General features: G+C 68.4%; 21 protein-coding genes. 14 read left to right on the forward strand and 7 right to left on the reverse strand.

The window, feature by feature from the left end:
- Positions 1-3: 3 nt before the first annotated feature.
- The 7 genes from ACFULV_RS17220 to ACFULV_RS17250 all read left to right on the forward strand — a co-directional run bounded on the left by ACFULV_RS17220 (position 4) and on the right by ACFULV_RS17250 (position 6,812).
- Positions 4-1,416, forward strand: coding sequence for an ABC transporter substrate-binding protein (locus tag ACFULV_RS17220; RefSeq protein ID WP_378657666.1), 1,413 nt, complete (start codon positions 4-6; stop codon positions 1,414-1,416).
- Positions 1,417-1,445: 29 nt separating this feature from the next.
- On the forward strand, positions 1,446-2,309 hold the full coding sequence (locus tag ACFULV_RS17225) for an ABC transporter permease (RefSeq protein ID WP_378657669.1): 864 nt from the start codon (positions 1,446-1,448) through the stop codon (positions 2,307-2,309).
- Positions 2,306-3,061, forward strand: coding sequence for an ABC transporter ATP-binding protein (locus ACFULV_RS17230; protein WP_378631143.1), 756 nt, complete (start codon positions 2,306-2,308; stop codon positions 3,059-3,061). The genes ACFULV_RS17225 and ACFULV_RS17230 overlap by 4 nt, the downstream gene beginning before the upstream one ends.
- Complete coding sequence (fdxA, locus tag ACFULV_RS17235; protein WP_378657671.1) at positions 3,058-3,393, forward strand: ferredoxin; 336 nt, start codon at positions 3,058-3,060, stop codon at positions 3,391-3,393. Before ACFULV_RS17230 ends, fdxA begins: the two co-directional genes overlap by 4 nt.
- Positions 3,390-4,766: an FAD-dependent oxidoreductase gene (locus ACFULV_RS17240; RefSeq protein WP_378657674.1), complete on the forward strand. Its 1,377-nt coding sequence runs from the start codon at positions 3,390-3,392 to the stop codon at positions 4,764-4,766. The genes fdxA and ACFULV_RS17240 overlap by 4 nt, the downstream gene beginning before the upstream one ends.
- 10 nt (positions 4,767-4,776) lie before the next feature.
- Positions 4,777-5,907: an Mrp/NBP35 family ATP-binding protein gene (locus ACFULV_RS17245; protein WP_378657676.1), complete on the forward strand. Its 1,131-nt coding sequence runs from the start codon at positions 4,777-4,779 to the stop codon at positions 5,905-5,907.
- Between the two features lie 77 nt (positions 5,908-5,984).
- On the forward strand, positions 5,985-6,812 hold the full coding sequence (locus tag ACFULV_RS17250; protein WP_378631150.1) for an IclR family transcriptional regulator: 828 nt from the start codon (positions 5,985-5,987) through the stop codon (positions 6,810-6,812).
- On the opposite strand, the gene ACFULV_RS17255 is transcribed toward ACFULV_RS17250, so the two are convergent.
- Entirely contained in the window at positions 6,809-8,497 is a 1,689-nt protein-coding gene (locus ACFULV_RS17255) for an FAD-binding dehydrogenase (protein WP_378657679.1), read from the reverse strand. The genes ACFULV_RS17250 and ACFULV_RS17255 overlap by 4 nt on opposite strands.
- Positions 8,498-8,594: 97 nt before the next feature.
- Between ACFULV_RS17255 and ACFULV_RS17260 the strand changes: the two genes are divergently transcribed.
- Both ACFULV_RS17260 and ACFULV_RS17265 read left to right on the forward strand, forming a co-directional pair.
- A complete protein-coding gene (locus tag ACFULV_RS17260) occupies positions 8,595-8,807 on the forward strand; it encodes a hypothetical protein (RefSeq protein WP_378657680.1) in 213 nt (70 codons plus the stop codon).
- 183 nt (positions 8,808-8,990) lie between these two features.
- Positions 8,991-9,644 carry a cutinase family protein gene (locus tag ACFULV_RS17265; RefSeq protein ID WP_378631154.1) on the forward strand — a complete coding sequence of 218 codons (654 nt, stop codon included), beginning with the start codon at positions 8,991-8,993 and terminating at the stop codon, positions 9,642-9,644.
- Between the two features lie 7 nt (positions 9,645-9,651).
- Here ACFULV_RS17265 and ACFULV_RS17270 read toward each other — a convergent pair whose 3' ends face one another.
- Positions 9,652-10,254 carry a TetR family transcriptional regulator gene (locus tag ACFULV_RS17270; RefSeq protein WP_378657683.1) on the reverse strand — a complete coding sequence of 201 codons (603 nt, stop codon included), beginning with the start codon at positions 10,252-10,254 and terminating at the stop codon, positions 9,652-9,654.
- Positions 10,255-10,403: 149 nt separating this feature from the next.
- On the opposite strand from ACFULV_RS17270, the gene ACFULV_RS17275 reads away from it, so the two are divergent.
- The 5 genes from ACFULV_RS17275 (at position 10,404) to ACFULV_RS17295 (ending at position 14,136) form a co-directional block, all read left to right on the forward strand.
- Positions 10,404-11,630 (forward strand): alkane 1-monooxygenase, encoded by a 1,227-nt coding sequence (locus ACFULV_RS17275; RefSeq protein WP_378657685.1) that lies wholly within the window; start codon positions 10,404-10,406, stop codon positions 11,628-11,630.
- Complete coding sequence (locus tag ACFULV_RS17280; RefSeq protein WP_378657687.1) at positions 11,630-11,803, forward strand: rubredoxin; 174 nt, start codon at positions 11,630-11,632, stop codon at positions 11,801-11,803. The genes ACFULV_RS17275 and ACFULV_RS17280 overlap by 1 nt, the downstream gene beginning before the upstream one ends.
- The gene (locus ACFULV_RS17285; RefSeq protein ID WP_266289085.1) at positions 11,800-11,982 is read left to right on the forward strand and encodes a rubredoxin; all 183 of its coding nucleotides are present in this window, start codon (positions 11,800-11,802) and stop codon (positions 11,980-11,982) included. Before ACFULV_RS17280 ends, ACFULV_RS17285 begins: the two co-directional genes overlap by 4 nt.
- Positions 11,979-13,172 carry an NAD(P)/FAD-dependent oxidoreductase gene (locus tag ACFULV_RS17290; RefSeq protein WP_378657690.1) on the forward strand — a complete coding sequence of 398 codons (1,194 nt, stop codon included), beginning with the start codon at positions 11,979-11,981 and terminating at the stop codon, positions 13,170-13,172. Before ACFULV_RS17285 ends, ACFULV_RS17290 begins: the two co-directional genes overlap by 4 nt.
- A 79-nt stretch (positions 13,173-13,251) precedes the next feature.
- Positions 13,252-14,136: an NAD(P)H-binding protein gene (locus ACFULV_RS17295; RefSeq protein ID WP_378657691.1), complete on the forward strand. Its 885-nt coding sequence runs from the start codon at positions 13,252-13,254 to the stop codon at positions 14,134-14,136.
- A gap of 58 nt (positions 14,137-14,194) precedes the next feature.
- Here ACFULV_RS17295 and ACFULV_RS17300 read toward each other — a convergent pair whose 3' ends face one another.
- From ACFULV_RS17300 to ACFULV_RS17320, 5 genes are all read right to left on the reverse strand, one after another.
- On the reverse strand, positions 14,195-16,207 hold the full coding sequence (locus ACFULV_RS17300; protein WP_378631166.1) for an SDR family oxidoreductase: 2,013 nt from the start codon (positions 16,205-16,207) through the stop codon (positions 14,195-14,197).
- A gap of 274 nt (positions 16,208-16,481) precedes the next feature.
- The gene (locus ACFULV_RS17305; RefSeq protein WP_378657693.1) at positions 16,482-17,585 is read right to left on the reverse strand and encodes a glycosyltransferase; all 1,104 of its coding nucleotides are present in this window, start codon (positions 17,583-17,585) and stop codon (positions 16,482-16,484) included.
- Positions 17,582-18,913 (reverse strand): glutamate-1-semialdehyde 2,1-aminomutase, encoded by a 1,332-nt coding sequence (locus ACFULV_RS17310; protein WP_378657695.1) that lies wholly within the window; start codon positions 18,911-18,913, stop codon positions 17,582-17,584. The genes ACFULV_RS17305 and ACFULV_RS17310 overlap by 4 nt, the downstream gene beginning before the upstream one ends.
- Entirely contained in the window at positions 18,913-20,229 is a 1,317-nt protein-coding gene (locus ACFULV_RS17315; protein ID WP_378657698.1) for a GNAT family N-acetyltransferase, read from the reverse strand. The genes ACFULV_RS17310 and ACFULV_RS17315 overlap by 1 nt, the downstream gene beginning before the upstream one ends.
- A 9-nt stretch (positions 20,230-20,238) precedes the next feature.
- On the reverse strand, positions 20,239-21,315 hold the full coding sequence (locus ACFULV_RS17320) for a hypothetical protein (RefSeq protein ID WP_378657700.1): 1,077 nt from the start codon (positions 21,313-21,315) through the stop codon (positions 20,239-20,241).
- Between the last annotated feature and the right edge of the window lie 20 nt (positions 21,316-21,335).

Below are 21,335 nucleotides of genomic sequence, written 5' to 3' on the forward strand. Positions count from 1 at the left end.
ACCATGAGCACCCGAATCCCCGCGCTGCTGCTCGGCATCGCCGCGGTGGCCGCACTGGCCACCGGCTGCGGGAGCGCCGACGACGCCAAGACCGTCACCGTGAACATCGGTTACCAGTCCAAGACGATCAACACCGTCACCGCGGGCACACTGCTGCGTGATCGCGGCACTTTCGAGGCCGAACTCGCCGAACTCGGCAAGACGACAGGGCTCACCTACAAGGTGGAGTGGAAGGACTTCGCCGCGGGCCCACCGCTGACCGCGCAGATGTTGGCGGGCCAGGTCGACATCGGGTCGATGGGAGACGCGCCGATCCTGGTCAACGGCTCCAAGACTCGCGACCACGCCGACGTGAAGTCCGAACTGATCGCCGTCACCGGATACAACCTGCGCGGTTCGCTGAATCAAATTGTGGTGCCGACGGATTCGAAGGCGGCCACGATCACCGACCTGCGTGGTGAGATCGTCTCGACCAGCGTGGGGTCGGCCGCGCACGGCATGCTCGCCGCCGGGCTCTCGGCCGCCGGGATGACTCTCGACGATGTGAAGCTGCTCGGTCAGGATCCGGCCGTCGGCGCCTCGGCGCTGCAAGGGGATCAGGTGGCCGCGCTGGCCCAATTCGTGCCGTGGCCACAGAAACTCGTCTACGACGGCAAAGCCAAGCTGCTCTATGACGGTGGCAGCGCCGGCATACCGACCTTCCACGCCGTGGTCGCGAGCGAGCGCTTCGGTACCGGCAACCCCGATATCGTCACCGCGTTCCTCACCGCGGTGCGCAAGACCACCGACTACCTCAACCAGAACCCCTTGGCGGCCGCACAGCGCGTCGCCGAGATCACCGGGCTGCCCGCCGAGGTCGTGTATCTCTACAACGGCCCGAACGGCCTGGTGAGCTTCGATCCGACGATCAAACCCCAACAGGTGGACGCGCTGGGCACACTGTTGCCGTTCCTGAAAAGCCTCGGCGCGCTGTCGGATCTGAATCTCGGCGAATTCGTCGACGACCGCTATCTGCGCACCGTCTACGGGCCCGACTACGACACCGCCCGCGCGTCGGTGGCGGCTCCCGCGCCACTGACCGGCACCGATGCCGCGTGTGGGGGAGCGGTGGACGGCCGTCCCACCGCCTCGGAGGTGTGGTTCGCCGACGCCACGACCACCACCGTCGCCAAGACCCCGACCTGTCTGCTGCGACAGATCGCGGCCACCGGCAGCACCGCCCGCGCCGCCTACGTCCCCGACCACAGCACCGGCACCCGGCTCTTCGCCGCGACCGCGACCTGGGTCAGCGACCCTACCGCGGGGCCGGACGATCGGCTGCTGCCCTTCGCGACCGGTGCCGCCGCACAGCAGTACGCCGCCGCCCATCCGGGCGTCACGGTGATCGACTACCAGGCAGCACTGAAGGCCCGCTAGATCCGTCACGTGAGACCAGGAGGCTCACCATGACCGTTTCCGCCGAACCCCGCACCGCGCCCGTCGCGAAGCCCGACATCGCCACCGCACCACCGAGTGCACCCACCCGATTCATCGTTCCCCGCAAAGCACGCAAGGCCGTACTGACCGCCGTGCCACTGGCCGCGTTGCTCCTGGCCTGGTACCTGCTCACCACCAATCAGGTGGTGTTCTGGCTGCGTTTCGACAAGATCCCCACGCCCGCACAAGTATTCGACTCCTTCCGTACGCAGCTCGGTGCGGCCACCTACTACCGCGACATCTTCTCCAGCACCCGCCGCATCCTGATCGGCTTCGGCCTCGCCACGGTGTCGGGCGTGCTGATCGGCATGGCGGTCGGTCGCTCGGCCGTGGTCAGCGCACTCGTGCGGCCGGTACTCGAGGTGTTCCGGCCGATCCCCGCGATCGCGCTGGTGCCCCTGGCCATCCTGCTGTTCCCGACCGGCGAACAGGGCATCGTGTTCATCACCTTCTTCGCCGCGTTCTTCCCGGTCGCGGTGAGCACCATCCACGCCATGCACGCGCTGCCGAAAGTCTGGGAGGAAGCGGCGCACACCCTCGGCGCGCGTCGACGCGACATCCTGTTCCAGATCGCCCTGCCCGGTGCGCTACCCGGCATCTTCTCGGGCCTGTCGGTGGCGATGGGCGTGGCCTGGATCTGTGTGATCAGCGCGGAGATGATCTCGGGTCAGTTCGGCATCGGGTACTTCACCTGGCAGTCCTACGGGCTCCTGGACTATCCGGGGGTGATCGTCGGGATGCTCACCATCGGGCTGCTCGGCTGGTTCACCGCCTGGCTGGTCGAACTGGCGGGGCGCCGGGTGAACCGGTGGCTGCCCAGGGCGCAGCGATGAGCGCCGGCGCCGCGGTGCGGCTGCACGGACTGCGCATCGCCTACGGTGAAAGTCTCGCCGCCGAAGTAGATCTCGATGTCGACGCCGGCCAGATCGTGGTCCTGCTTGGGCCGTCGGGCTGTGGCAAATCCACGGTGCTGCGGGCGATGGCCGGATTGCTGCCGCCGATCGGCGGCACGGTCACCGTCGACGGTGGGCCCAGCGCCCAGCACTGTTCGATGGTGTTCCAGGAGGACGCGCTGCTGCCGTGGCGCACGGCCCGGCGCAATGTCGAATTCGCGCTGAAACTGCGTGGAGTGTCACGGCGTAACCGGCGCGTCGAAGCCCAGGAACTGCTGAACCTGGTGGGGCTCACCGACTTCGGTGACCATCTGCCCGGTGCGCTGTCGGGCGGTATGCGTCAGCGGGTACAGCTGGCGCGGACATTGGCCGCGCAGCCACGCGTGCTGCTGATGGACGAACCGTTCGGCGCTCTCGACGCCCAGACCCGCGCCGATATGCAGCGCCTGCTCATCTCGGTGTGGCAACAGCGCCGGACCACGGTGCTGTTCGTGACCCACGACGTCGACGAGGCGCTGTTGCTGGCCGATCGGATCGTGCTGCTCACCCCGCGCCCCGCCCGCATCCAGCGCGTCATCGAGATCGCCGCACCTCGCGCACCCGGCGCGCGTTTCGAACCCGAATTCGCGCGGCTGCGTTACGAAATCCTCGCCGCCCTCGGCGAGCCCAGCGAGAAGGAACTACAGCCATGACCTTCGTCATCGGAGCCGCCTGCGTGGACGTCATGGATCGCGCCTGCGTGGAGGAATGCCCCGTCGACTGCATCTACACCGGCGACCGGATGGCCTACATCCACCCGACCGAGTGCGTGGATTGCGGTGCGTGCGAACCGGTCTGCCCCGTCGAGGCGATCTACCTCGACGATGACATTCCAGTCGGCCAGCAAGACTTCGTCGCCACGAACGCGGCCTTCTTCGAGACGCCGCTGCCCGGCCGCGACACCGCGCTCGGCTCGCCGGGCGGCGCGGGCGCGGTGGGTGAGCTCGGCGTGGACACGCCGTTCGTCGCGGGCTACGAGAAATGAGAACTCCACTGCGGGTGGCGATCATCGGCGCCGGGCCCGCCGGCATCTATGCCGCCGACGCGTTGATGAAATCCGATGCCGGTGAACACAGGGGAGTGAGCATCGACCTCTACGAGCGCATGCCCGCGCCCTTCGGCCTGATCCGCTACGGCGTCGCCCCCGACCACCCCCGCATCAAGGGCATCATCACCGCCCTGCACAAGGTCCTCGACAAAGACCAGGTCCGCCTGCTCGGCAACATCGACTACGGCACCGACATCACCCTCGACGACCTGCGCCAGTTCTACGACGCGGTCATCTTCTCCACCGGCGCCAACGCCGACCGCGCCCTGGCCATCCCCGGCATCGACCTCGACGGCTCCTACGGCGCCGCCGACTTCGTGTCCTGGTACGACGGCCACCCCGACGTCCCCCGCTCCTGGCCCCTCGAGGCCGAGAAGGTCGCCGTCCTCGGTGTCGGCAACGTCGCCCTCGACGTCGCGCGCGTACTCGCCAAGACCGGTGACGAACTGCTGCCGACCGAGATCCCGCCGAACGTCTACGAAGGCCTCAAGGCCAACAAGGCCCTCGAGGTCCACGTGTTCGGTCGTCGTGGCCCCGCGCAGGCCAAGTTCACGCCCCTCGAGCTGCGCGAACTGGATCACTCGCCGACGATCGAGGTCATCGTCAACCCCGAGGACATCGACTACGACGAGGGCTCCGAAGCCGCGCGCCGTAACTCCAAGCAGGTCGACATGGTCGCCAACACCTTGGAGCAGTGGGCCATCCGCGATCACGGTGACCGCCCGCACAAGCTGTTCCTGCACTTCTTCGAATCGCCCTCGGAGATCCTCGGTGCCGACGGCAAGGTCGTCGGCCTGAAGACCGAACGCACCCAGCTCGACGGCACCGGCAACGTCAAGGGCACCGGCGAATTTCGGGTGTGGGAGGTGCAGGCGGTCTATCGGGCGGTCGGCTATCGCTCCGAAGATGTCGCCGACATCCCGTTCGACGGCCGCACCGGCACCATCCCCAACGAAGCGGGGCGCGTGCTGATCGACCCGAACGCGCGCGAGGGGGCGCGATACCTCGACGGGGTGTATGTCACCGGCTGGATCAAACGCGGCCCCGTCGGCCTGATCGGCCACACCAAAGGCGACGCCGCCGAAACCGTTGCCTGCCTGCTGGCCGATCAGGCCCGGCTGACGCCGGCGCCGCGACCACACCCCGATGCCGTGACCGAACATCTCACCGCCGCGGGCATTGCCTTCACCACGTGGGAAGGCTGGTACCGACTGGACGCCCACGAACGCGCGCTGGGCGAAGCCGAAGGGCGCGAGCGGATCAAGGTCGTCGAACGCGCGGACATGCTGCACGCCGGCCTGGCCCAGTGAGGAGGAGCCCATGACATCACCGACCGAACCCCAGATCAGGACCGCGCTCGCCCGCGTCGACGACCCCGAGATCGGCCGTCCCATCACCGAATTGAACATGGTCGAGACCCTCGACATCGACGGAGAAGGTCGTGTCGCGGTAGGCATCCTGCTCACCGTCGCAGGATGCCCTCTTCGGGCGAAGATCAGTGACGACATCCGCGCCGCCGTCACCGCGGTGCCCGGCGTCGCCGGTGTCGAGATCGACTTTGGGGTGATGAGCGAGGAGCAGCGCCGTAGCCTGAGAATCCAGCTCCGGGGACCCGAATCCGAGAGTGTCTCCGCTCTCGTACAACCGGATTCACCCACCCGCGTGTACTGCGTGGTCTCGGGCAAAGGCGGTGTCGGGAAGTCGAGTGTGACCGTCAATCTGGCGGTCGCGCTGGCTCGACGCGGACTACGCGTCGGTCTCATGGACGCCGATGTCCACGGTCACTCGGTACCCGCGATGCTCGGCATCACCACCGCGCCCACCCTGGTCGAATCAATGATCATGTCGCCCACCGCATTCGGCGTACGCGTCGTGTCGATCGGGATGTTCGTCGACGACAACGCCCCCGTCGTCTGGCGCGGGCCGATGCTGCACCGCGCGTTGCAGCAGTTCGTCAGCGACGTGTACTGGGGCGAGCTGGATATTCTGCTGATCGACATGCCACCGGGCACCGGCGATGTCGCCATCTCCCTGGCCCAGTTGCTGCCCACCGCGCAGCTGCTGGTCGTCACCACGCCCCAACGCACCGCGGCTCGCATCGCCGAACGCGCGGGCGCCGTGGCCGCGCAGACCGGTCAGCGGGTGGCGGGCATCATCGAGAACATGTCCTGGTACGACAGTCCCGACGGCACCCGGCAGACCCTCTTCGGCGCGGGCGGCGCCACCGCGGTGAGCCGTGCGCTGAGCGGCCTGCTCGGCACCTATTGCCCGGTCATCGGCCGGATCCCGTTCGATCCGGTGGTCTGCGCGGCCGGCGATCAGGGCGCTCCGTTCGTCGACACCGATCCCCACTGCGCACCCGCCCTGGCGATCGGCGAGATCGCGGCGACCATCGCGCCGATCGTGCGCCGCCCGCTGTCTGTGACCCCGGTCAGCCCGGTGCCTGCCTGAGATCGAGGCGAAATAGTGCGTGAGCGGAGCTGACGGCTCTAGTCTGTTAGCGCTACGCACTGTGGAGGTTGGATCACATGACGGTCGAGATCGTGACCGAACCGGCGCCCGAGAACCTGTGGACCGGATCGGGCCGGGCGACCGGGACACCGCCGACGTCGATGATCGAGCGGATGACGCTCATCCTGGACGCGTTCGACGCCGCCACACCCACGCTGACGCTGCTCGGGCTCGCCGAACGCACCGGGCTGCCGCGCTCGACCGTGCATCGCATCCTCGACCAGATGATCCGGCTGCGCTGGCTCGCGCACACTCCGGGCGGCTACCGGCTGGGGTTGCGGGTGCTCGAACTCGGCGGGCTCGCGGCCGAGCAGAACGAACTGCGCGAGGTGGTGGGGCCACTGCTCTACGAACTGAGTCAGCGCACGGGGCTGGTGGGACACCTCGCGGTGCTGGACGGGCGTGAGGTGCTGTTCCTGGATCGTTCGGGGGGCCGCGGACGGGTGGTCATCCCGACCCGTGTCGGCGGCAGGCTGCCCGCGCACTCCACGGCGGTGGGCAAGGCGCTACTGGCCACGCTGGAGCCCGGCATCGCCGAGGCCGCGCTGCGGGGCAATGCCGTGGCACGGACCGCGCGCACGATCGTCGACCGGGCCGAACTGCACCGCGAACTCGCCCGCATCCGCAACCGTCAGGGCGTGGCCGTGGACACCGAGGAGTCGCTGCCGGGCGTCGGTTGCGTGGCAGTGCCGATCCGCGGCCGCGGTGTCGCGGTGGCCGCGATCTCGTTGTCGGGCACGGTCAATGGTGAGCGCACCGCGCTCGACACCGCGCGGCTGGCTCGGGCGCTGGCCGAGGTGGCCAAGGAAGCGTCACGCACCCTGGCCCCCCGGCACCCGCACTAGGCTGTGCGTCGCGCGATCGCTCGACCGGCCGCCCGACCGGAGAAGATGCACCCGCCCAGGAACGTGCCCTCCAGCGCGTTGTAACCGTGCACGCCGCCACCGCCGAACCCGGCGACCTCACCGGCCGCGTACAAGCCGGGGAACACCGAGCCGTCCGGGCGCAGCACCTGCGAATCGAGGTCGGTCTGCAGCCCGCCGAGGGTCTTGCGGGTCAGCACATTGAGGCGCACCGCGATGAGCGGGCCGTGGGCAGGGTCGAGGATGCGGTGCGGCTTGGCGACGCGGAGCTTGTCGCCGAGGAACTTGCGGGCGCTGTTGGTCGCGGTCACCTGCGCGTCCTTGGAGAAGGAGTTGGCGACCTCGCGATCACGGCCCACGATCTGGTGCTCGAGGGCGGCCACGTCCAACTTCGGGCCGCGGGAGATGTCGTTCATGCCGTCGACGAGTTCGGCCAGGGACTCGGCGACCACGAAGTCCACGCCGTGCTGCTTGAACGCCTCCACCGGGCCCGGCGCGCCCTTGGCGAGCCTGCTGCGCACGGTGAACTTCAAGTCCTTGCCGGTGATGTCGGGGTTCTGTTCCGAACCCGACAGCGCGAACTCCTTCTCGATGATCGACTGGTTCAGGACGAACCACGAGTAGTCGTAGCCCGTCGACAGGATCTGGCGCATGGTCTCGTTGGTGTCGAAACCGGGGAAACACGGTGCGGGCATGCGGTTTCCGTTCGCGTCGAACCACAGCGACGACGGTCCGGGGATGATGCGGATGGCGTGATCGGGCCAGATCGGATCCCAGTTGTGGATGCCCTCGGTGTAGTGCCACATCCGATCGCGGTTGACCAGCGCCGCCCCGGCTTCCTCGGAGATCCCGAGCATCCGGCCGTCGACATAAGCGGGCACACCGGAGATCATGTGCTCCGGGCACGGGCCGAGCCGTTCGGTGGGCCAGTTGCGGCGGATGAGGTCGTGGGCGTGCCCGATGCCACCCGAACTCACGAGAACCGCGGGGACTCGGAAGGTGAACTCGCCCACCACTTCCCGGTTCGAGGCCTGACCGCGGTCGGTGTCGGAGGGGGCGAGAACGCTGCCGCGCACGCCGGTCACGGCGCCGTCTTCGACGATCAGCTCGTCGACGCGGTGCCGGAAGGCGAAGCGGACCAACCCTTTCGCCTCACCGGCCAGCACCGGCTCGCGGAACACCCGCAGTACCTCGGGCCCGGTGCCCCAGGTGAGGTGGAACCGCGGCACCGAGTTGCCGTGCCCGCCTGCCAGGCCACCGCCCCGCTCGGCCCAGCCGACCAGCGGGGTGAAACGCAGACCCAGGGCGTGCAGGTAGTCCCGCTTCTCGTCGGTGGCGAATCGCACGTAGGCCTTCGCCCACTCGCGGCCCATCCGGTCCTCGTCGTCGCGGTCGAAACCGGCCGATCCCAGCCAATCCTGCAGTGCCAGTTCGTAGGAGTCCTTGATGCCCATCCTGCGCTGCTCTGGGCTGTCGACGACGAACAGCCCACCCAGCGACCAGAACGCCTGCCCGCCGAGGTTGGCGCGATTCTCCTGATCGAGCACCAGGACCTTGCGTCCGCCGAGCACCAGCTCGTGCGCGGCCACCAGGCCCGCCAGTCCGGCGCCGACGACAATCGCGTCGGGTGTGAAATCTTCGGTGGGCTCAGGCGCTGTGCTCGACATGTCTGGAACGTAGCATTGGTTCGTCGGCAGGCGGGGGCAAGTCCTGGAAAACACCCTGACCTGCGACATTTCATTCTATGAAAGGCTCGACACGCTCATGAACGTCCGAATCCGTACCGGCGCCGCCGTCCTCACACTCGCCGTCGTGGCCGGCCTCGGCGCCACCTCGTGCTCGAAGTCGCGCTGGTGTGAACGCGATCAGGGCGACGTTCTCGTCGCGGACTCCTACTGCGAGCGTGGTGTCGCGGGCTACGAGTGGGAGCCCGATCACGACAAGCCCAAGTACAAGAAGAAGCCCAAGAAGCACTGACGTAGCGCAGCGGCGTTGTGCCGCAGGCGATCCGAGATGTAACCGTGGCGCAGCCGATGCCGAGTTCGCGCCATGAAGATGCAGGTCAGCGGGTATTCCACCACTGAGCACACCGAATGCTGTTGGGCAGGAGGTGAATCGCTCTTTCTCTATTTCTCACAACGGCGTGAGTGGGTGGGCACGATGACCTATCGGAAGGCAATTCGTATCGTCGCAAGGCAAACAGCGCGAGCGCTGTCGGTGTTGCTACTGGCCGCGGGAATCGGGACAGCGATGTCCCCGGGATTGACAGCGTGGGCGCAGAATTGCGCCACCCTCGACGTCGTGATCGCCCGCGGCACAGTAGAACCCGGCTATCTGGGAGCCGCGATCGGCGACCCGCTCTACGCGGTACTGAGCGCGCAACTACCGGTGGACACCACCGCCCATCGCGTGGACTACCCAGCCGATCTGCTGGTGCCGACCTCGATGCCCGACGGTACCCGGGCCATGACCGGCCACCTGATCGACCAGGCCGCCGCCTGCCCGGACCAGCGTTTCGTTCTGGTCGGCTACTCACAGGGCGCGGTGGTCACCCACGGTGTCCTCGGCTCCGCCCCGCTGCCCGGCGCGTGGGTATTGCCCCCCGAGCTGTCTTCGCGCGTCGTCGCGGTGCTGCTGTTCGGTGACCCGCTGCGATTGATCGGCGGCACAGTGCCGCCGATGTATGCCGATCGCACCGCGAACTATTGCGCCGCAGGCGATCCGGTGTGCGCGGGCGGGGTGTTCCCGGCCGCGCACGGCAGCTACGGATGGGCGTTCGCGGCCGCGGCCGGACAGGTGAGCGCCCGGTTGTGACCCCCGCTCAGAGGGCGGGCATCACCCCCGACAGGACAGCGCCGACCTGCGCTACCGCGCGGTCGACGCTGCCTGTCGGCTGGAACAGATGACTCAGCGTCAGCCGGACCATGATCTCGACGACCGAGGTCAGCTCGTCATCGGTGAGGGACGCGAATTCGTACTGCTCGCGGACGGTGGCGCTGAGGGCGACCACGGCCCGCCCGAGCACCGGCTCCGGGTCGCTCACCAGGGCGGGCAGCAAAGCGGTATCGCCGTCCTGGCGAGCTGAGAGCACCGCCTTGATCAGGGTGTTGTCGCCCGCGGCGCGCAGCGTGTACTCGGCGGCGGCGGTCATGCCGGCGAGCGGGTCGGCCGGATGCCGGGCCAGTGTCTCGGCGATGCCGGTCAGGTAGATGCCGGTCTCACGCTCGATCAGGGCATCCGCGAGCGCCTGCTTGGTGCCGATCTCCTTGTAGAGGACCGGCCTGCTGATACCGACCTCCTTGGCCACCCGCGACATGTTCACCGCGCCCCAGCCCTCGCTCACGACCATCGTGCGCGCGGCGTCGATCATCCGGTCGCGCAGCAGCTGGCGCATTTCTGCCTGAAAGTTCGGTGGTTCGGCCACGTGATCATCCTACATGTGCCCGTCGATGTGCTCGTTCATTGACAATCGGGGTGATTGTGTATCCAATCGGAACAACACGCGCTAATGTGTAAACGAAGGCGACTTCGAGCGAGAAGGTGTCCGAAGTCCCGGTGATGAGGAGAATGGCAATGACGACATCTCGAATCGGTGACCACGCAGGATCGGCGGCCCCGCCGCAGTGGCGAGATCCCAAGCGATACCTGTGGCTGTTCGGCCTCGTCGCCCCCAGCGCGACACTGCTGGCGAGCGGGTTCGTGTGGGCCTTCAACCAGTTCGGCTGGCAGGCTGTCGCGCCCGTGTGGTGGTGGCTCGGGCCGATCCTGCTGTACGTGCTGCTGCCGACCCTCGACCGATTCTTCGGGCCAGACGGCAAGAACCCGCCCGACGAGGTGATGGAGCAGCTGGAGAACGACAAGTACTACCGCTACTGCACCTACGCCTACATCCCTCTGCAGCTGGTCAGCCTGGTGTTCGCCTGCTACCTGTGGACCGCGGACAACCTGTCCTGGCTCGGCATCGACGGTGGACTCGGCCTGATCTCCAAGATCGGGCTGGCCTTCACGATCGGCGCGATGGGCGGCGTCGGCATCAACACCGCGCACGAACTCGGCCACAAGAAGGACGAACTCGAACGCTGGCTGTCGAAGATCACGCTGGCCCAGACCTTCTACGGCCACTTCTACATCGAGCACAACCGTGGCCACCACGTGCGCGTCGCGACGCCGGAGGATCCGGCCAGCGCGCGGTTCGCTGAATCGTTCTGGAGCTTCCTGCCGCGCAGCGTGTGGGGCAGCTTGAGCTCGGCGTGGGAGCTGGAGCGCACCCGCATGCAGCGGCTGGGTAAGAGCACGTTCTCGCTGCAGAACGACGTGGTGAACGCCTGGCTCATGTCGGTCGTGCTGTGGGTGGGGCTGGTCGCGGTGTTCGGTCCGTCGATTCTGCCGTTTCTGGTGATCCAGGCGATCTACGGTTTCTCGCTGCTGGAGACGGTGAACTACCTCGAGCACTACGGTCTGCTCCGGCAGAAGACCGCCTCGGGCCGCTACGAGCGCTGCACCCCCGAGCACAGCTGGAACTCCGACCACATCGTCACCAACATCTTCCTCTACCACCTGCAACGGCACAGCGACCATCACGCCAACCCCACCCGCCGCTATCAGATCCTGCGCCACATGGACGGCGCGCCCGAGCTGCCCAGCGGCTACGCGAGCCTGATCGGCCTGGCCTACCTGACGCCGCTGTGGCGCAGGGTGATGGACCATCGCGTGCTCGCCCACTACAACGGCGACATCACCCGCGTGAACATCCAGCCCAGCAAGCGGGCGCGGGTCCTGGCGAAGTACGGAGTGAACTGATGGCGTACCTCTGCCCGATCTGCGACTACGTCTACGACGAGCGATTCGGTGCTCCCCGTGAGGGTTTCGCGCCCGGCACGGCCTGGGCGCAGATCCCCGACGACTGGTGCTGCCCCGACTGCGGCGTGCGCGAGAAGGTCGACTTCGAACCGAGGGAAGGCGCGAGCCGATGAGCGACTATCGACTGTTCCAGTGCGTCCAGTGCGGCTTCGAATACGACGAGGCACTCGGCTGGCCCGAGGACGGTATCGAACCCGGCACCCGCTGGGACGACATTCCCGACGACTGGTCCTGCCCCGACTGTGGTGCCGCCAAGGCCGATTTCGATATGCGGGAGGTGAGCCGCGGATGAGTGGACGGATCGTCATCGTCGGCACCGGCGTCGCCGGTGCCACCGCCGCCCAGACCCTGCGACGCGAGGGCTACGCCGGTGAGATCGTGCTCGTCGGGGCCGAACCCGATCTGCCGTATCGCCGACCGGCGGTCTCCAAGGAGCTGCTCGCGGGCACTACGCCGTTCCAGCGCGTGGTGCTGAAGCCGGTGAAGTTCTGGGCCGACAACGCGATCGATCTGCGCCCGGCCACGCTGGTGCGCGCCATCGACACCGACAGCGCGACAGTACGTTTGAGCACCGGCGAGGTGCTCGGCTACGACAGCCTGCTGCTCGCCACCGGAGCCGGCGCGCGCACGATCGACACCGCGTCCACCCGCGTGCACACCTTGCGGAGACAGGCCGACGTCGTCGCACTGCAAAACGCGATCGACATGGGCGGCTCGCTGCTCATCATCGGTGGCGGGCTCATCGGGTGCGAAGTCGCCGCCACCGCGCGCGGTCTCGGCGCCGAGGTGACGCTGGTGAACGCCGGGCCGGGGTTGCTCGATCGGGTAGTGCCGAACGCCGTGTCGAACCTGGTGCGCGACATCCACATCGAGCACGGGGTCGTCGTCGAGAACAGCGTCACCACCACGCAACTCGTCGACACCGCCACCGGCGTCGCCGCCACCACCACCGACGGCCGCACGTTCACCGCGGCCGCCGCCCTGGTCGCCATCGGCTCGATCCCCGACACCGCCCTGGCCGAATCCGCCGGCATCGCGGTGAACGACGGCATCATCATCGACCAGCACTACCGCACCTCGGCCCCCGCCGTCTTCGCCGCAGGCGACGCCACCACCGCATTCAACCCCCGCCGTGGCGAATTCGAACGCGGCCAACACTGGAACACGGCGATGTCGGACGGCGCCGCGGCCGCCAAAGCCATCCTCGGCCACCCCGCGGCCCCCGCCGAAGTCCCCTGGGGCTGGACCGACCAACACGGCCTGTCGATGCACTTCACAGGCTGGCTGCACCCCCACGACGACCTGGTCATCGACGGCGACCTCGACTCCCGGGACTTCCTCGCGATCGCCCTCCACAACGGCCACCCCGTCGGCGCCGTAGCCATGGCACGACCGAGAGAACTCCGAGCCACCCGCACCCTCATCGCCGCAGGGCAGCCGTGGTCACCGAACGCTTCCCTCGACCTGGTCCGCGCACGCTGAACCGAGTGCCGGCGAATTCGGCGAAATCTGTCGGCTGTTGCGGTCAGGAACTGGCCGCGATGGGTTTTAGCGTGGGGTTATGGAACTGAGAGAGGACGCGAAGAAGGTTGTTGTCACTACGCCGGTCGGGCATGTAGGGGCTCGGGTTGTGCAGTTGCTGGTGCAGGCGGGGGTTCGGCCGACTGTGCTGATGCGCGATCCTGGGCGGCTCGACGACGCGATGCGGGAGTTCGTCGATGTCGTGCGGGTCGATCAGGGGGATTCGGAGGCGGTGGTGCGAGCTACCGTGGGAGCGGATCGGTTGTTCTGGGTGGATCCGCCTGCGCTGGTGGATGGTGATCCGGTGGCAGGGTTCGCGCGGATGGGGGCGTCGGCGGCGCGTGCTGTTGTCGAGAACGGGATCGAGGCGACGGTGTTCGTCAGCAGTGTGGGTGCTGAGAAGCGGGGTGGGGCCGGGGAAATCGACGGGCTGGCGCGCACCGAGGAGTTGCTCGACAAGACCGGGGCGAATGTGGCGCACCTGCGGTGCGGCTACTTCTTCACCAATCTGCTGACCCAGCTCGACGAGATCCGGGCGGGCACGCTGTCCACACCGTGGCCGCCCGACCATGCGATGGCCTGGGTGGATCCGCGCGATATCGGTGAGGTGGCGGCGGCCCGACTGCTGTCGGACGCCTGGTCGGGGCGTGTCGTGCAGGCCGTGCACGGTCCGCGGGATCTGACCTTCACCGAGGTCGCCGAGATCCTCGGCCGGCAGTTGGGCCATGAGGTCACCCCGATCCACCTCGCCGACAGCGAGTTCCGGGAAGCGCTGCGAGCAGCGGGCCTCGGACAGGGCCAGATCCACGGAATCGCCGGTATGTCAGCGGGATTGAGTTCCGGATTCGTCGCGGAGAACCCGCGAACGGTGCTCACCACCACGCCGACGACCCTCGCCGCCTGGGCCAGCACCTTCCTGCGGTGAACCGAACCGGCCGGTCACGACGACGAACGTCGTGACCGGCCGGGTGTTCAGGGTGAGGTCACCAGTGCACGCCGGGCAGTACCCGGCTCATGCGGGCCGCCGAGTTCGGCATCACCATCAGCGGCGCGAAGACCGGGCCGAGGACGGTGAGGGCATTGCGTGCTGGTTCGGCGGGCTCGGTAACCGCGGCGGGAACGGACTTGCCCTGTGCCGCAGTGGATTCGCCGAAGAACCGGAACCCGGTGTGCATGATCGTGCGCTTGAGCGAGGGCAGGAACATTTCGACCGCCTGGGCGAAGGTGCCCGCGGGGGTGTCGATGCGGTCGGGGCGTTCCAGCAGAGCGCGCACCACGATGTCGGCCGCCCGGTCGGGGTCGGGCAGGGGCAGCGAACGGTAGAGATCGGTGGGCGCGATCATCGGGGTGCGCACGAGCGGCATCCGGATCGAGGTGAAAGAGACACCGTCGCCACGGTTTTCGACCGCGGCGATATCGCTGAAGTTGTCCAGGGCGGACTTGCTCGCGGCATAGGCGGCGAAGCGAGGTGCCTTGGTCTGCACGGCGATGGAGGAGATGTTGACGATGTGGCCGAAGTGACGTTCGCGCATCGAGGGAAGCAGCCCCAGGATGAGACGGACGGCACCGAAGTAGTTGACCGCCATGGTGCGTTCGAAGTCGTGCATCCGGTCCACCGAGTTGGCCACCGAACGGCGGATGGAGCGACCGGCGTTGTTGATCAGGTAATCGACATGGTGGTGCTCGGTGAGCACCGTCTTGACGAGGAGATCGACAGCCTCCGCGTCGGTGATGTCGCAGGGGTAGGCGAACGCGGAGCCGCCCTCGGCGCGCACGGATTCCGCTGCGGCCGTGAGATCTTCGACGCCACGGGCGATCATCAGCACGATCGCGCCACGGCGGGCGACGGCATGGGCCGTGGCCAGACCGATACCCGAGGACGCGCCGGTGATCAGCACCGTGCGGCCCGAGAGCGGGTGCGCGTCGGCGGCGGGACGACCGCGGTGCGGGTCCAGGTTGACGCGCCAGAAGTCCCAGAGACGGTCGGCGTAGGTGTCGAAGGCGGGCACGGTGAGGCCGGGCAGTACCGCCTGGGTGGAGTCGGAGACGAAGTCGGCGGTGAATCCGACGTGCGGTGCGACCTCGGCGGGAATACCTGCCTGTTCGAACAGGAAGTCGCGCACCGTGTTCGCGCCGGGAACATGGCCGAGCCCGCTCAGCGCGCGTGCGCTGCCGGGCACGGTGCCGATGCCGACCGGACCGCCCGCGGCGGTCGCCAGCGCGCGGTAGATCTCCCCGAACGGCTGCGGCCGCGGGTTGACCAGGTGGAACGTGCGCCCGTCCAGGCCGTCGCGGCGCACCAGCCGCACCATCGCCTCGGCGACGTAGTCGACCGGCACCACATTGGTCGCACCCAGATCTGGCAGCGGCAACGGCAGTTCGGACGGCAGACCCGCCAGCGTTGAAATGGCCGAGAAGAAGTAGTACGGGCCGTCGATCTTGTCCATCTCACCGGTCCGCGAATCACCGACGACGATCGCCGGGCGATATACCCGCCAGCGCACGTCGGTGGCCTCGCGAACAAGCTTTTCCGCGGCGAACTTGGTGCGGTGGTACGGCGAGGTCAGGTTCTGGCCGAGGTCGAAATCCTCCTCGAAGAACTTGCCGCGATGATCGCCCGCCACCGCCACCGAGGACACGTGGTGCAGGGTGGCATCGAGGTTGCGGGCCAACTCGATCACCGAGCGAGTGCCCGCGACGTTGGCCGCGTGGGCGGTCTCCTCGTCGGCGGTCATGTCGTAGACCGCGCCGAGGTGCAGCACGTGATCGGCCCGCGGTGCGCCGTCGCCGAGACCGAGGCCGTCGGCGGTCAGGTCCCCGACCAGCGCGAACACGCGGTCACTGTCGGGATGTTGCGCATTGTGCGCGGTGAACTTGGGCAGCGACTCGGCGCGCACCAGCACGTGCACGATCGCGGTGGGGTCGGCTGCGAGCAGCCCCCGCACTACGCGTCGACCCAGAAATCCGGTACCGCCTGTCACGATGTAGGAAACCATCGCTCCTCCTGAAAATCTCGAAACACGGTGTCGCGCAACAGTGATCGGCATGCGGCGGTGAATGCGAAATCAACGGTTGAGGTCCAGCAGCAAAGTGGCTGGAGAGAAACCGGGCACATCGTCGTCCCGGCTACGAGTACCGTACTCGTCAGTAACCTAGCCGGGCAAGCTGATGGCGTGGTATCACCGTGTGGGAATTGTCACCCATCGTCGCAGGTCAAAGGGTATGTGTGACAGATACTTTCAGTAACCGAGAGTTTCAGACAACATGTCGCTACCGATCCGCCAGGACATCGGCCACAGTGCTCGCGATCCTGGTGCGGAACACCTCGGGCGCGAAGGTGTTGGCGTGCTCGCGGATCTTCGAGGGATCGTAGGACGCCGAGCGGAATTCGCCCATCATGTCGGCCAGCGCCGCGACGACGTCCTCATCGGATCCGGCCGGTACGTATTCGCCGGTGACGCCGGGGCGCACTGTATCGAGCGCGCCACCGGCGCCCACCGCGAGCACCGGCGTGCCGCAGGCCATCGCCTCCACCGGCACGATGCCGAAATCCTCGATGCCCGGCATGAGCAGCGCTTGGCAGCGCCGGTACATGTCCTGCAACAGCTCGCCCGAGGTGGCGCCGAGGAAGGTCGTCTCCGAGCCCGCGATCTCGTCGAGCTGCGCGCGGAACCGGCCTTCGCCGAGGACCACCAGGCGAACCCCGGCCCGCTGCGCGGCGCGAATGGCGAGGTCGGCGCGCTTGTAGGGCACGAGCCTGCCCGCGCACAGGAAGAAGTCCTCGCGTTGCACCGACGGATCCGGGGTGAAGCGGCTGACCTGCACCGGTGGGTTGACGACCGAGGCGGGCAGCCCCCACCACTCGGTGACCCGCTCGGCCACCGCGTGCGAGTTGGCGATGACGTGGGTGAGCCGCGGGGCGGCGCGCAGTTCGCCCCGCCGGGCCAGGGTGCCCAGCGCGCCCAGCGCCAGCTGGCCGATACGACCGCCTGCCTCCTGTGCGCGGAACTCGCGATCCCAGGCCCAGCGGGCGGGGGAGTGCACGTAGGCGACCACCGGCGCGTCGGTGGCCAAGGCGGCCTGGGTGGCGAACGCGTGATGGCTGATCACCACGACATCGAAGTCACGCAACGGCATTCGCCGCAGCGTGCGCGGAACCAGCGGGAGCAGGGGAGCGTGCCTGCCGCCGGTGTAGGTGTGCGCCCTGCTGAGCCAGGTGTCGTGCACGGTGCGCACGGGCTCGCGCACGCCGCCCTGCGCGACGATCGGTGCGAAAACCTCGGCATCGGGCCAGGTTTCGACGAATTCGCCGACAACGGCCTCGGAGCCGCCGAACTCGGTGAAACGTTCGTGGACGATGGCGACACGGGTCATCGGCGGGTGCTCGCTTCGATCTGTCGGGGTGCGGCGGTGCGACGCAGGGCGGGTGCGACCGGACGACCGGTCAGCAGGCCGTCGACGGTGCCGCGGGCAAGGGCGGTGCGGTACACCCGGGCGGCCTCGGCGAACGCGGCGATGGTGTCGTCGACGGCGGTGTCGTCGTGGGCGGCCGAAGTGACGAACGACTGACCGAGGACGCCGTGGGTCAGCATCTCCTGGATGAACAGGGTTCGAAAGGCTTGGGACGCAACACCGTCGGCGTCGTGCGTGCGGAAAATGGAGCAGGACGGGCGCCCCGTCACCGACAGGTGCTCGGCGATGCCGAGCTCGGTGGCGATCGCGTTCGCCCCCGCGGCCAACCGGTTACCGGCCGCTTCCATCCGGGCGACCGGGTCCTCGGTCCGGTAGGCGTGCACCACCGCGCGAAACGCCGCCAGCGACGCGGTCTCCGGGCCGTGCGTGGTCGACAGCAGGAACACGCGGTCGTGGTCGGTCCGGAGTCCGCCACGTTCCATGAACTCGCGTTTGCCCGCCAGCGCCGCGATGGGGAACCCGTTTCCCATCGCCTTGCCCCAGCACGACAGATCGGGGGCGACGCCGTATACGGCCTGCGCACCACCCGCCGACCAGCGGAAACCGGTGATCATCTCGTCGAAGACGAGCAGGGCGCCGTACCGGTCGCACAGGTCGCGGACCGCGGACAGGTAGCCGTGTTCGGGTTCGCCGGTGGCGGTCGCGGGTTCCATCACCACGGCGGCGATCGGTGACGCGGCCAGGACTCGACGCAGCGCGGAGAGGTCGTTGTAGGGGAAGGTCACGGTGTCGACCGGGGGGATACCGGCCGACATCGGTGTGGTGCCGATGAACCAGTCGTCGACGGAGAAGAAGGGCTGCTGGCAGACCGCGACGCGGTCGCGTCCGGTCACCGCGCGGGCCAGGCGCACCGCGGCGGTGGTCGCGTCGGAACCGTTCTTGGTGAACTTCACCATGTCGGCGCCGGGGACCAGATCCAGGAAGTCCTGGGCGGCCAGCAGTTCCAGCTCGGTGGGGCGGGTGAAGCTGACCCCGTCGGCGATGGTCGACGACACCGCGTCCAGCACGGGTCGGTACGCGTGGCCGAGCGTCACCGACCGCAACCCCATCCCGTATTCGACATAGCGATTGCCGTCGGCGTCCCACACGTGCGCGCCCTTGCCGCGCACCAGGATCGGCGCCATGTTCTCCGGGTACTGATCGGCGCCACGAGCGTAGGTGTGCGCACCGCCCGGCACCAGATCGTGCAGGCGGGCCTGGATCTCATTGCTGCGCTGGAACGTTCGCATCAGCGGCGACCTCCGTGACTCGGTGGTGTGGTCAGGGCCCACAGGCGATGGTCGGCGCGGACACCCGTGGGGCCGCAATGGTCGTGTAGCACACCTTCTTCGGTGAAATGGGCGGCAGCCAAAGCGGTGTTCGGAGCGGGGTCGGCGCTGGGGACTTCGGCGGCGACCCGCCGAAGCCCGAGTTCGGCGAACCCGTGTTCGGCGACCGCCCGCAGCGCCGCCCCCAGCTGTGTGGCCTCGACGAGCTCGGGATCCGCCCAGGCCGACAGCCGGGCGACGCGCCCGGTCATCGTCGGTTCGAACAATCGGATCTCCCCGGCGTACCGGCCCTCGGCCAGGAGCACGAGGACCAGCCCGGCCGGTGACCGCAACCCGTGGCGGGCATTGCGCAGGGCGCGGTGCCACTCGCGCCGATGCCGGCGCCGGTCGGTCGGTGCGAGCCGGGCGCGGTGGGCGGTAGCGGCCGCCTGCCAGGCGACCCGGTCGGCGCGGGACAGGCTGCGCACCGAGATGTCCGGCGCATCGGTGACGGTGATCCGCACCGTGCGGGCGAGCGTGTACCGGCGCAGACGGCGAACGACCAGCCACAGCAACAGCCGCAGCGCGGCGATCGCGATGATCGCCGGTGAGGGCCCACCGGCGCGCGAGGATCGATCGGTGATCGGCGCTGGGAACTGTGGCGCGACCGCGAAAGTCTCGGGGGTCGAACTGTCACGTGCGGTCCATGCCCACAATGCGTGGTCACGCAGCGACCCACCCGCGTCGAAGGCCACGGCCATGGTGGCTTCCTTGCGGAAGCCGAGGGCGCGCACCGACCCGGCGGCGGGCAGATTGGCGGGGGAGATCGGCGCGACAACACGTACCAGCCCGAGCGCGGTGACGCCGTAGTCGAGCAACATCGCGCCCGCCACGGTGATCATCCCCTGGCCTGCCCAGCGGGCGTCTATCCAGCCGCTGGACTCGGCGGTCCCCGTCGGGGTGTCGATGACGCAGTACTCCAGCTGTCCGACGAATTGTCCGTCGACCTCGATCGCACCCGCGTAGCGGCGTCCGGCACGCATGTCGGCACGGGCCAGCAGACATTCGCGCGCCCAACGCCGCGCGGTGTGCCGTCGCTCCCACGGCAGCGGGGAGGTGCTCCAATACGGCTCGATATGGGCGCGATCACGCAGCCGGATCTCGCGCCACGCGGCGAAATCCGACATCCGGGGTGGGCGCAATCGGATCTCGTGGCCGTTGTGTCGCACCGGGCCGAGGGTCAGCCGTGACAATTCGCGGTCGCTCGGCTGTTGTCTGCGTCGGTAGGAAATGGTCACGCCGCGGAGCTAGCTGTCGCGTGGTTCGGTGGGAGTCGCGCGCGGACTGCTCGGCGTGTACCCGACCCGAGGCAGCGCCATGGTCTCGGGGTCGTGCGAGATGGTGGCCGAGCGCGGGGTGACCGGGGCAGCGCGGCGTGGCGGCGTGTCGAACGATGCTGGGGGAGCCGGCGACGTGCGCATCCGGGAATCGGCGGCGGGTGCACGGGTTTCCATCACGGGAGCACGGTTGTCGGGTGCGGGTGCTCGGGTTTCCGCCGTGGGCGCGACCTTGTCGGTGTCGGCCCCCGTGGGCTCGGCTGGCTTCTTGCCGCCACGACGACGGCCACGAGCCACCCCGGCCAGCACCAGACCTTCGGCGACCACGATCAATGTGGCCAGCGCGGCGAACAACCCTTCCTGCACCGGGTGCGGGGCGACCAGTTCCCAGGAGGGCGCGGTGAGCACCGTCAGGCGCGCGGGGCCGAGTACCTGGCGGAACTCGGTCTCGCGCGCGACATCACGGGCGTCGAAACTCAGCTCCGGGCGCAGCGGATCGTCGGACAGTCGCTTGGAGAAGGTGTCCTCGACCGCGCGCCGGTGTGCCTCCAGGTCGGCCGCGGACCGTGCGATCGCCTCGGTGCGCATCTGGGAACCGACGCTGTCGAGCGACTGTTCGACTGCCACGACCAATTTCGAGGCCTGCTCGGGCGAGCCGGCCTCGGCCGTGATGATCAGCAACGACGGCGCGGGACCGGTCATCGCCGACACCCGGGAGCGCAGATCCGCTTCCGAGGGTGCGAGCCCGTTCTTCACCACATCCGAGAGCACGCGGGTATCGGTGACCATCACAATGTAGGGCTGGGTCAGTTCGTTGAACACCGCGCCGATCGACGGCTGCGAGATCTGGACGGTGATGCTCGCCTGGTAGGTCCGCTCGCTCCCGTCACGAACCAGCCACACCGCGCCGCCGACAATGATCGCGGCGACCAGCGCGAACGGCAGGACCCGCATCAATTGGCGAAGATGGCCCGCGATGTTCACCGCGGGCATCGACCGCCCGCCGGAGTCGAGGTCGGCGGTCGACGGCGACTCGGTACTGCTCACACTTCCCCCACATTTCACGC

The organism is Nocardia sp. NPDC057272 (assembly GCF_042668615.1).
GTDB lineage: Bacteria > Actinomycetota > Actinomycetes > Mycobacteriales > Mycobacteriaceae > Nocardia.

Bases quoted from the DNA above. Each gene is read 5' to 3' on its own strand.
- ACFULV_RS17255 (WP_378657679.1), bottom strand. From the start codon at position 8,497: ATGTCGAGCACAGCGCCTGAGCCCACCGAAGATTTCACACCCGACGCG.
- ACFULV_RS17225 (WP_378657669.1), top strand. From the start codon at position 1,446: ATGACCGTTTCCGCCGAACCCCGCACCGCGCCCGTCGCGAAGCCCGAC.
- ACFULV_RS17300 (WP_378631166.1), bottom strand. From the start codon at position 16,207: ATGGTTTCCTACATCGTGACAGGCGGTACCGGATTTCTGGGTCGACGC.
- ACFULV_RS17265 (WP_378631154.1), top strand. From the start codon at position 8,991: ATGACCTATCGGAAGGCAATTCGTATCGTCGCAAGGCAAACAGCGCGA.
- ACFULV_RS17220 (WP_378657666.1), top strand. From the start codon at position 4: ATGAGCACCCGAATCCCCGCGCTGCTGCTCGGCATCGCCGCGGTGGCC.
- ACFULV_RS17310 (WP_378657695.1), bottom strand. From the start codon at position 18,913: ATGCGAACGTTCCAGCGCAGCAATGAGATCCAGGCCCGCCTGCACGAT.
- ACFULV_RS17250 (WP_378631150.1), top strand. From the start codon at position 5,985: ATGACGGTCGAGATCGTGACCGAACCGGCGCCCGAGAACCTGTGGACC.
- ACFULV_RS17275 (WP_378657685.1), top strand. From the start codon at position 10,404: ATGACGACATCTCGAATCGGTGACCACGCAGGATCGGCGGCCCCGCCG.
- ACFULV_RS17295 (WP_378657691.1), top strand. From the start codon at position 13,252: ATGGAACTGAGAGAGGACGCGAAGAAGGTTGTTGTCACTACGCCGGTC.
- ACFULV_RS17280 (WP_378657687.1), top strand. From the start codon at position 11,630: ATGGCGTACCTCTGCCCGATCTGCGACTACGTCTACGACGAGCGATTC.
- ACFULV_RS17260 (WP_378657680.1), top strand. From the start codon at position 8,595: ATGAACGTCCGAATCCGTACCGGCGCCGCCGTCCTCACACTCGCCGTC.
- ACFULV_RS17240 (WP_378657674.1), top strand. From the start codon at position 3,390: ATGAGAACTCCACTGCGGGTGGCGATCATCGGCGCCGGGCCCGCCGGC.
- ACFULV_RS17245 (WP_378657676.1), top strand. From the start codon at position 4,777: ATGACATCACCGACCGAACCCCAGATCAGGACCGCGCTCGCCCGCGTC.
- fdxA (WP_378657671.1), top strand. From the start codon at position 3,058: ATGACCTTCGTCATCGGAGCCGCCTGCGTGGACGTCATGGATCGCGCC.
- ACFULV_RS17290 (WP_378657690.1), top strand. From the start codon at position 11,979: ATGAGTGGACGGATCGTCATCGTCGGCACCGGCGTCGCCGGTGCCACC.
- ACFULV_RS17230 (WP_378631143.1), top strand. From the start codon at position 2,306: ATGAGCGCCGGCGCCGCGGTGCGGCTGCACGGACTGCGCATCGCCTAC.
- ACFULV_RS17305 (WP_378657693.1), bottom strand. From the start codon at position 17,585: ATGACCCGTGTCGCCATCGTCCACGAACGTTTCACCGAGTTCGGCGGC.
- ACFULV_RS17285 (WP_266289085.1), top strand. From the start codon at position 11,800: ATGAGCGACTATCGACTGTTCCAGTGCGTCCAGTGCGGCTTCGAATAC.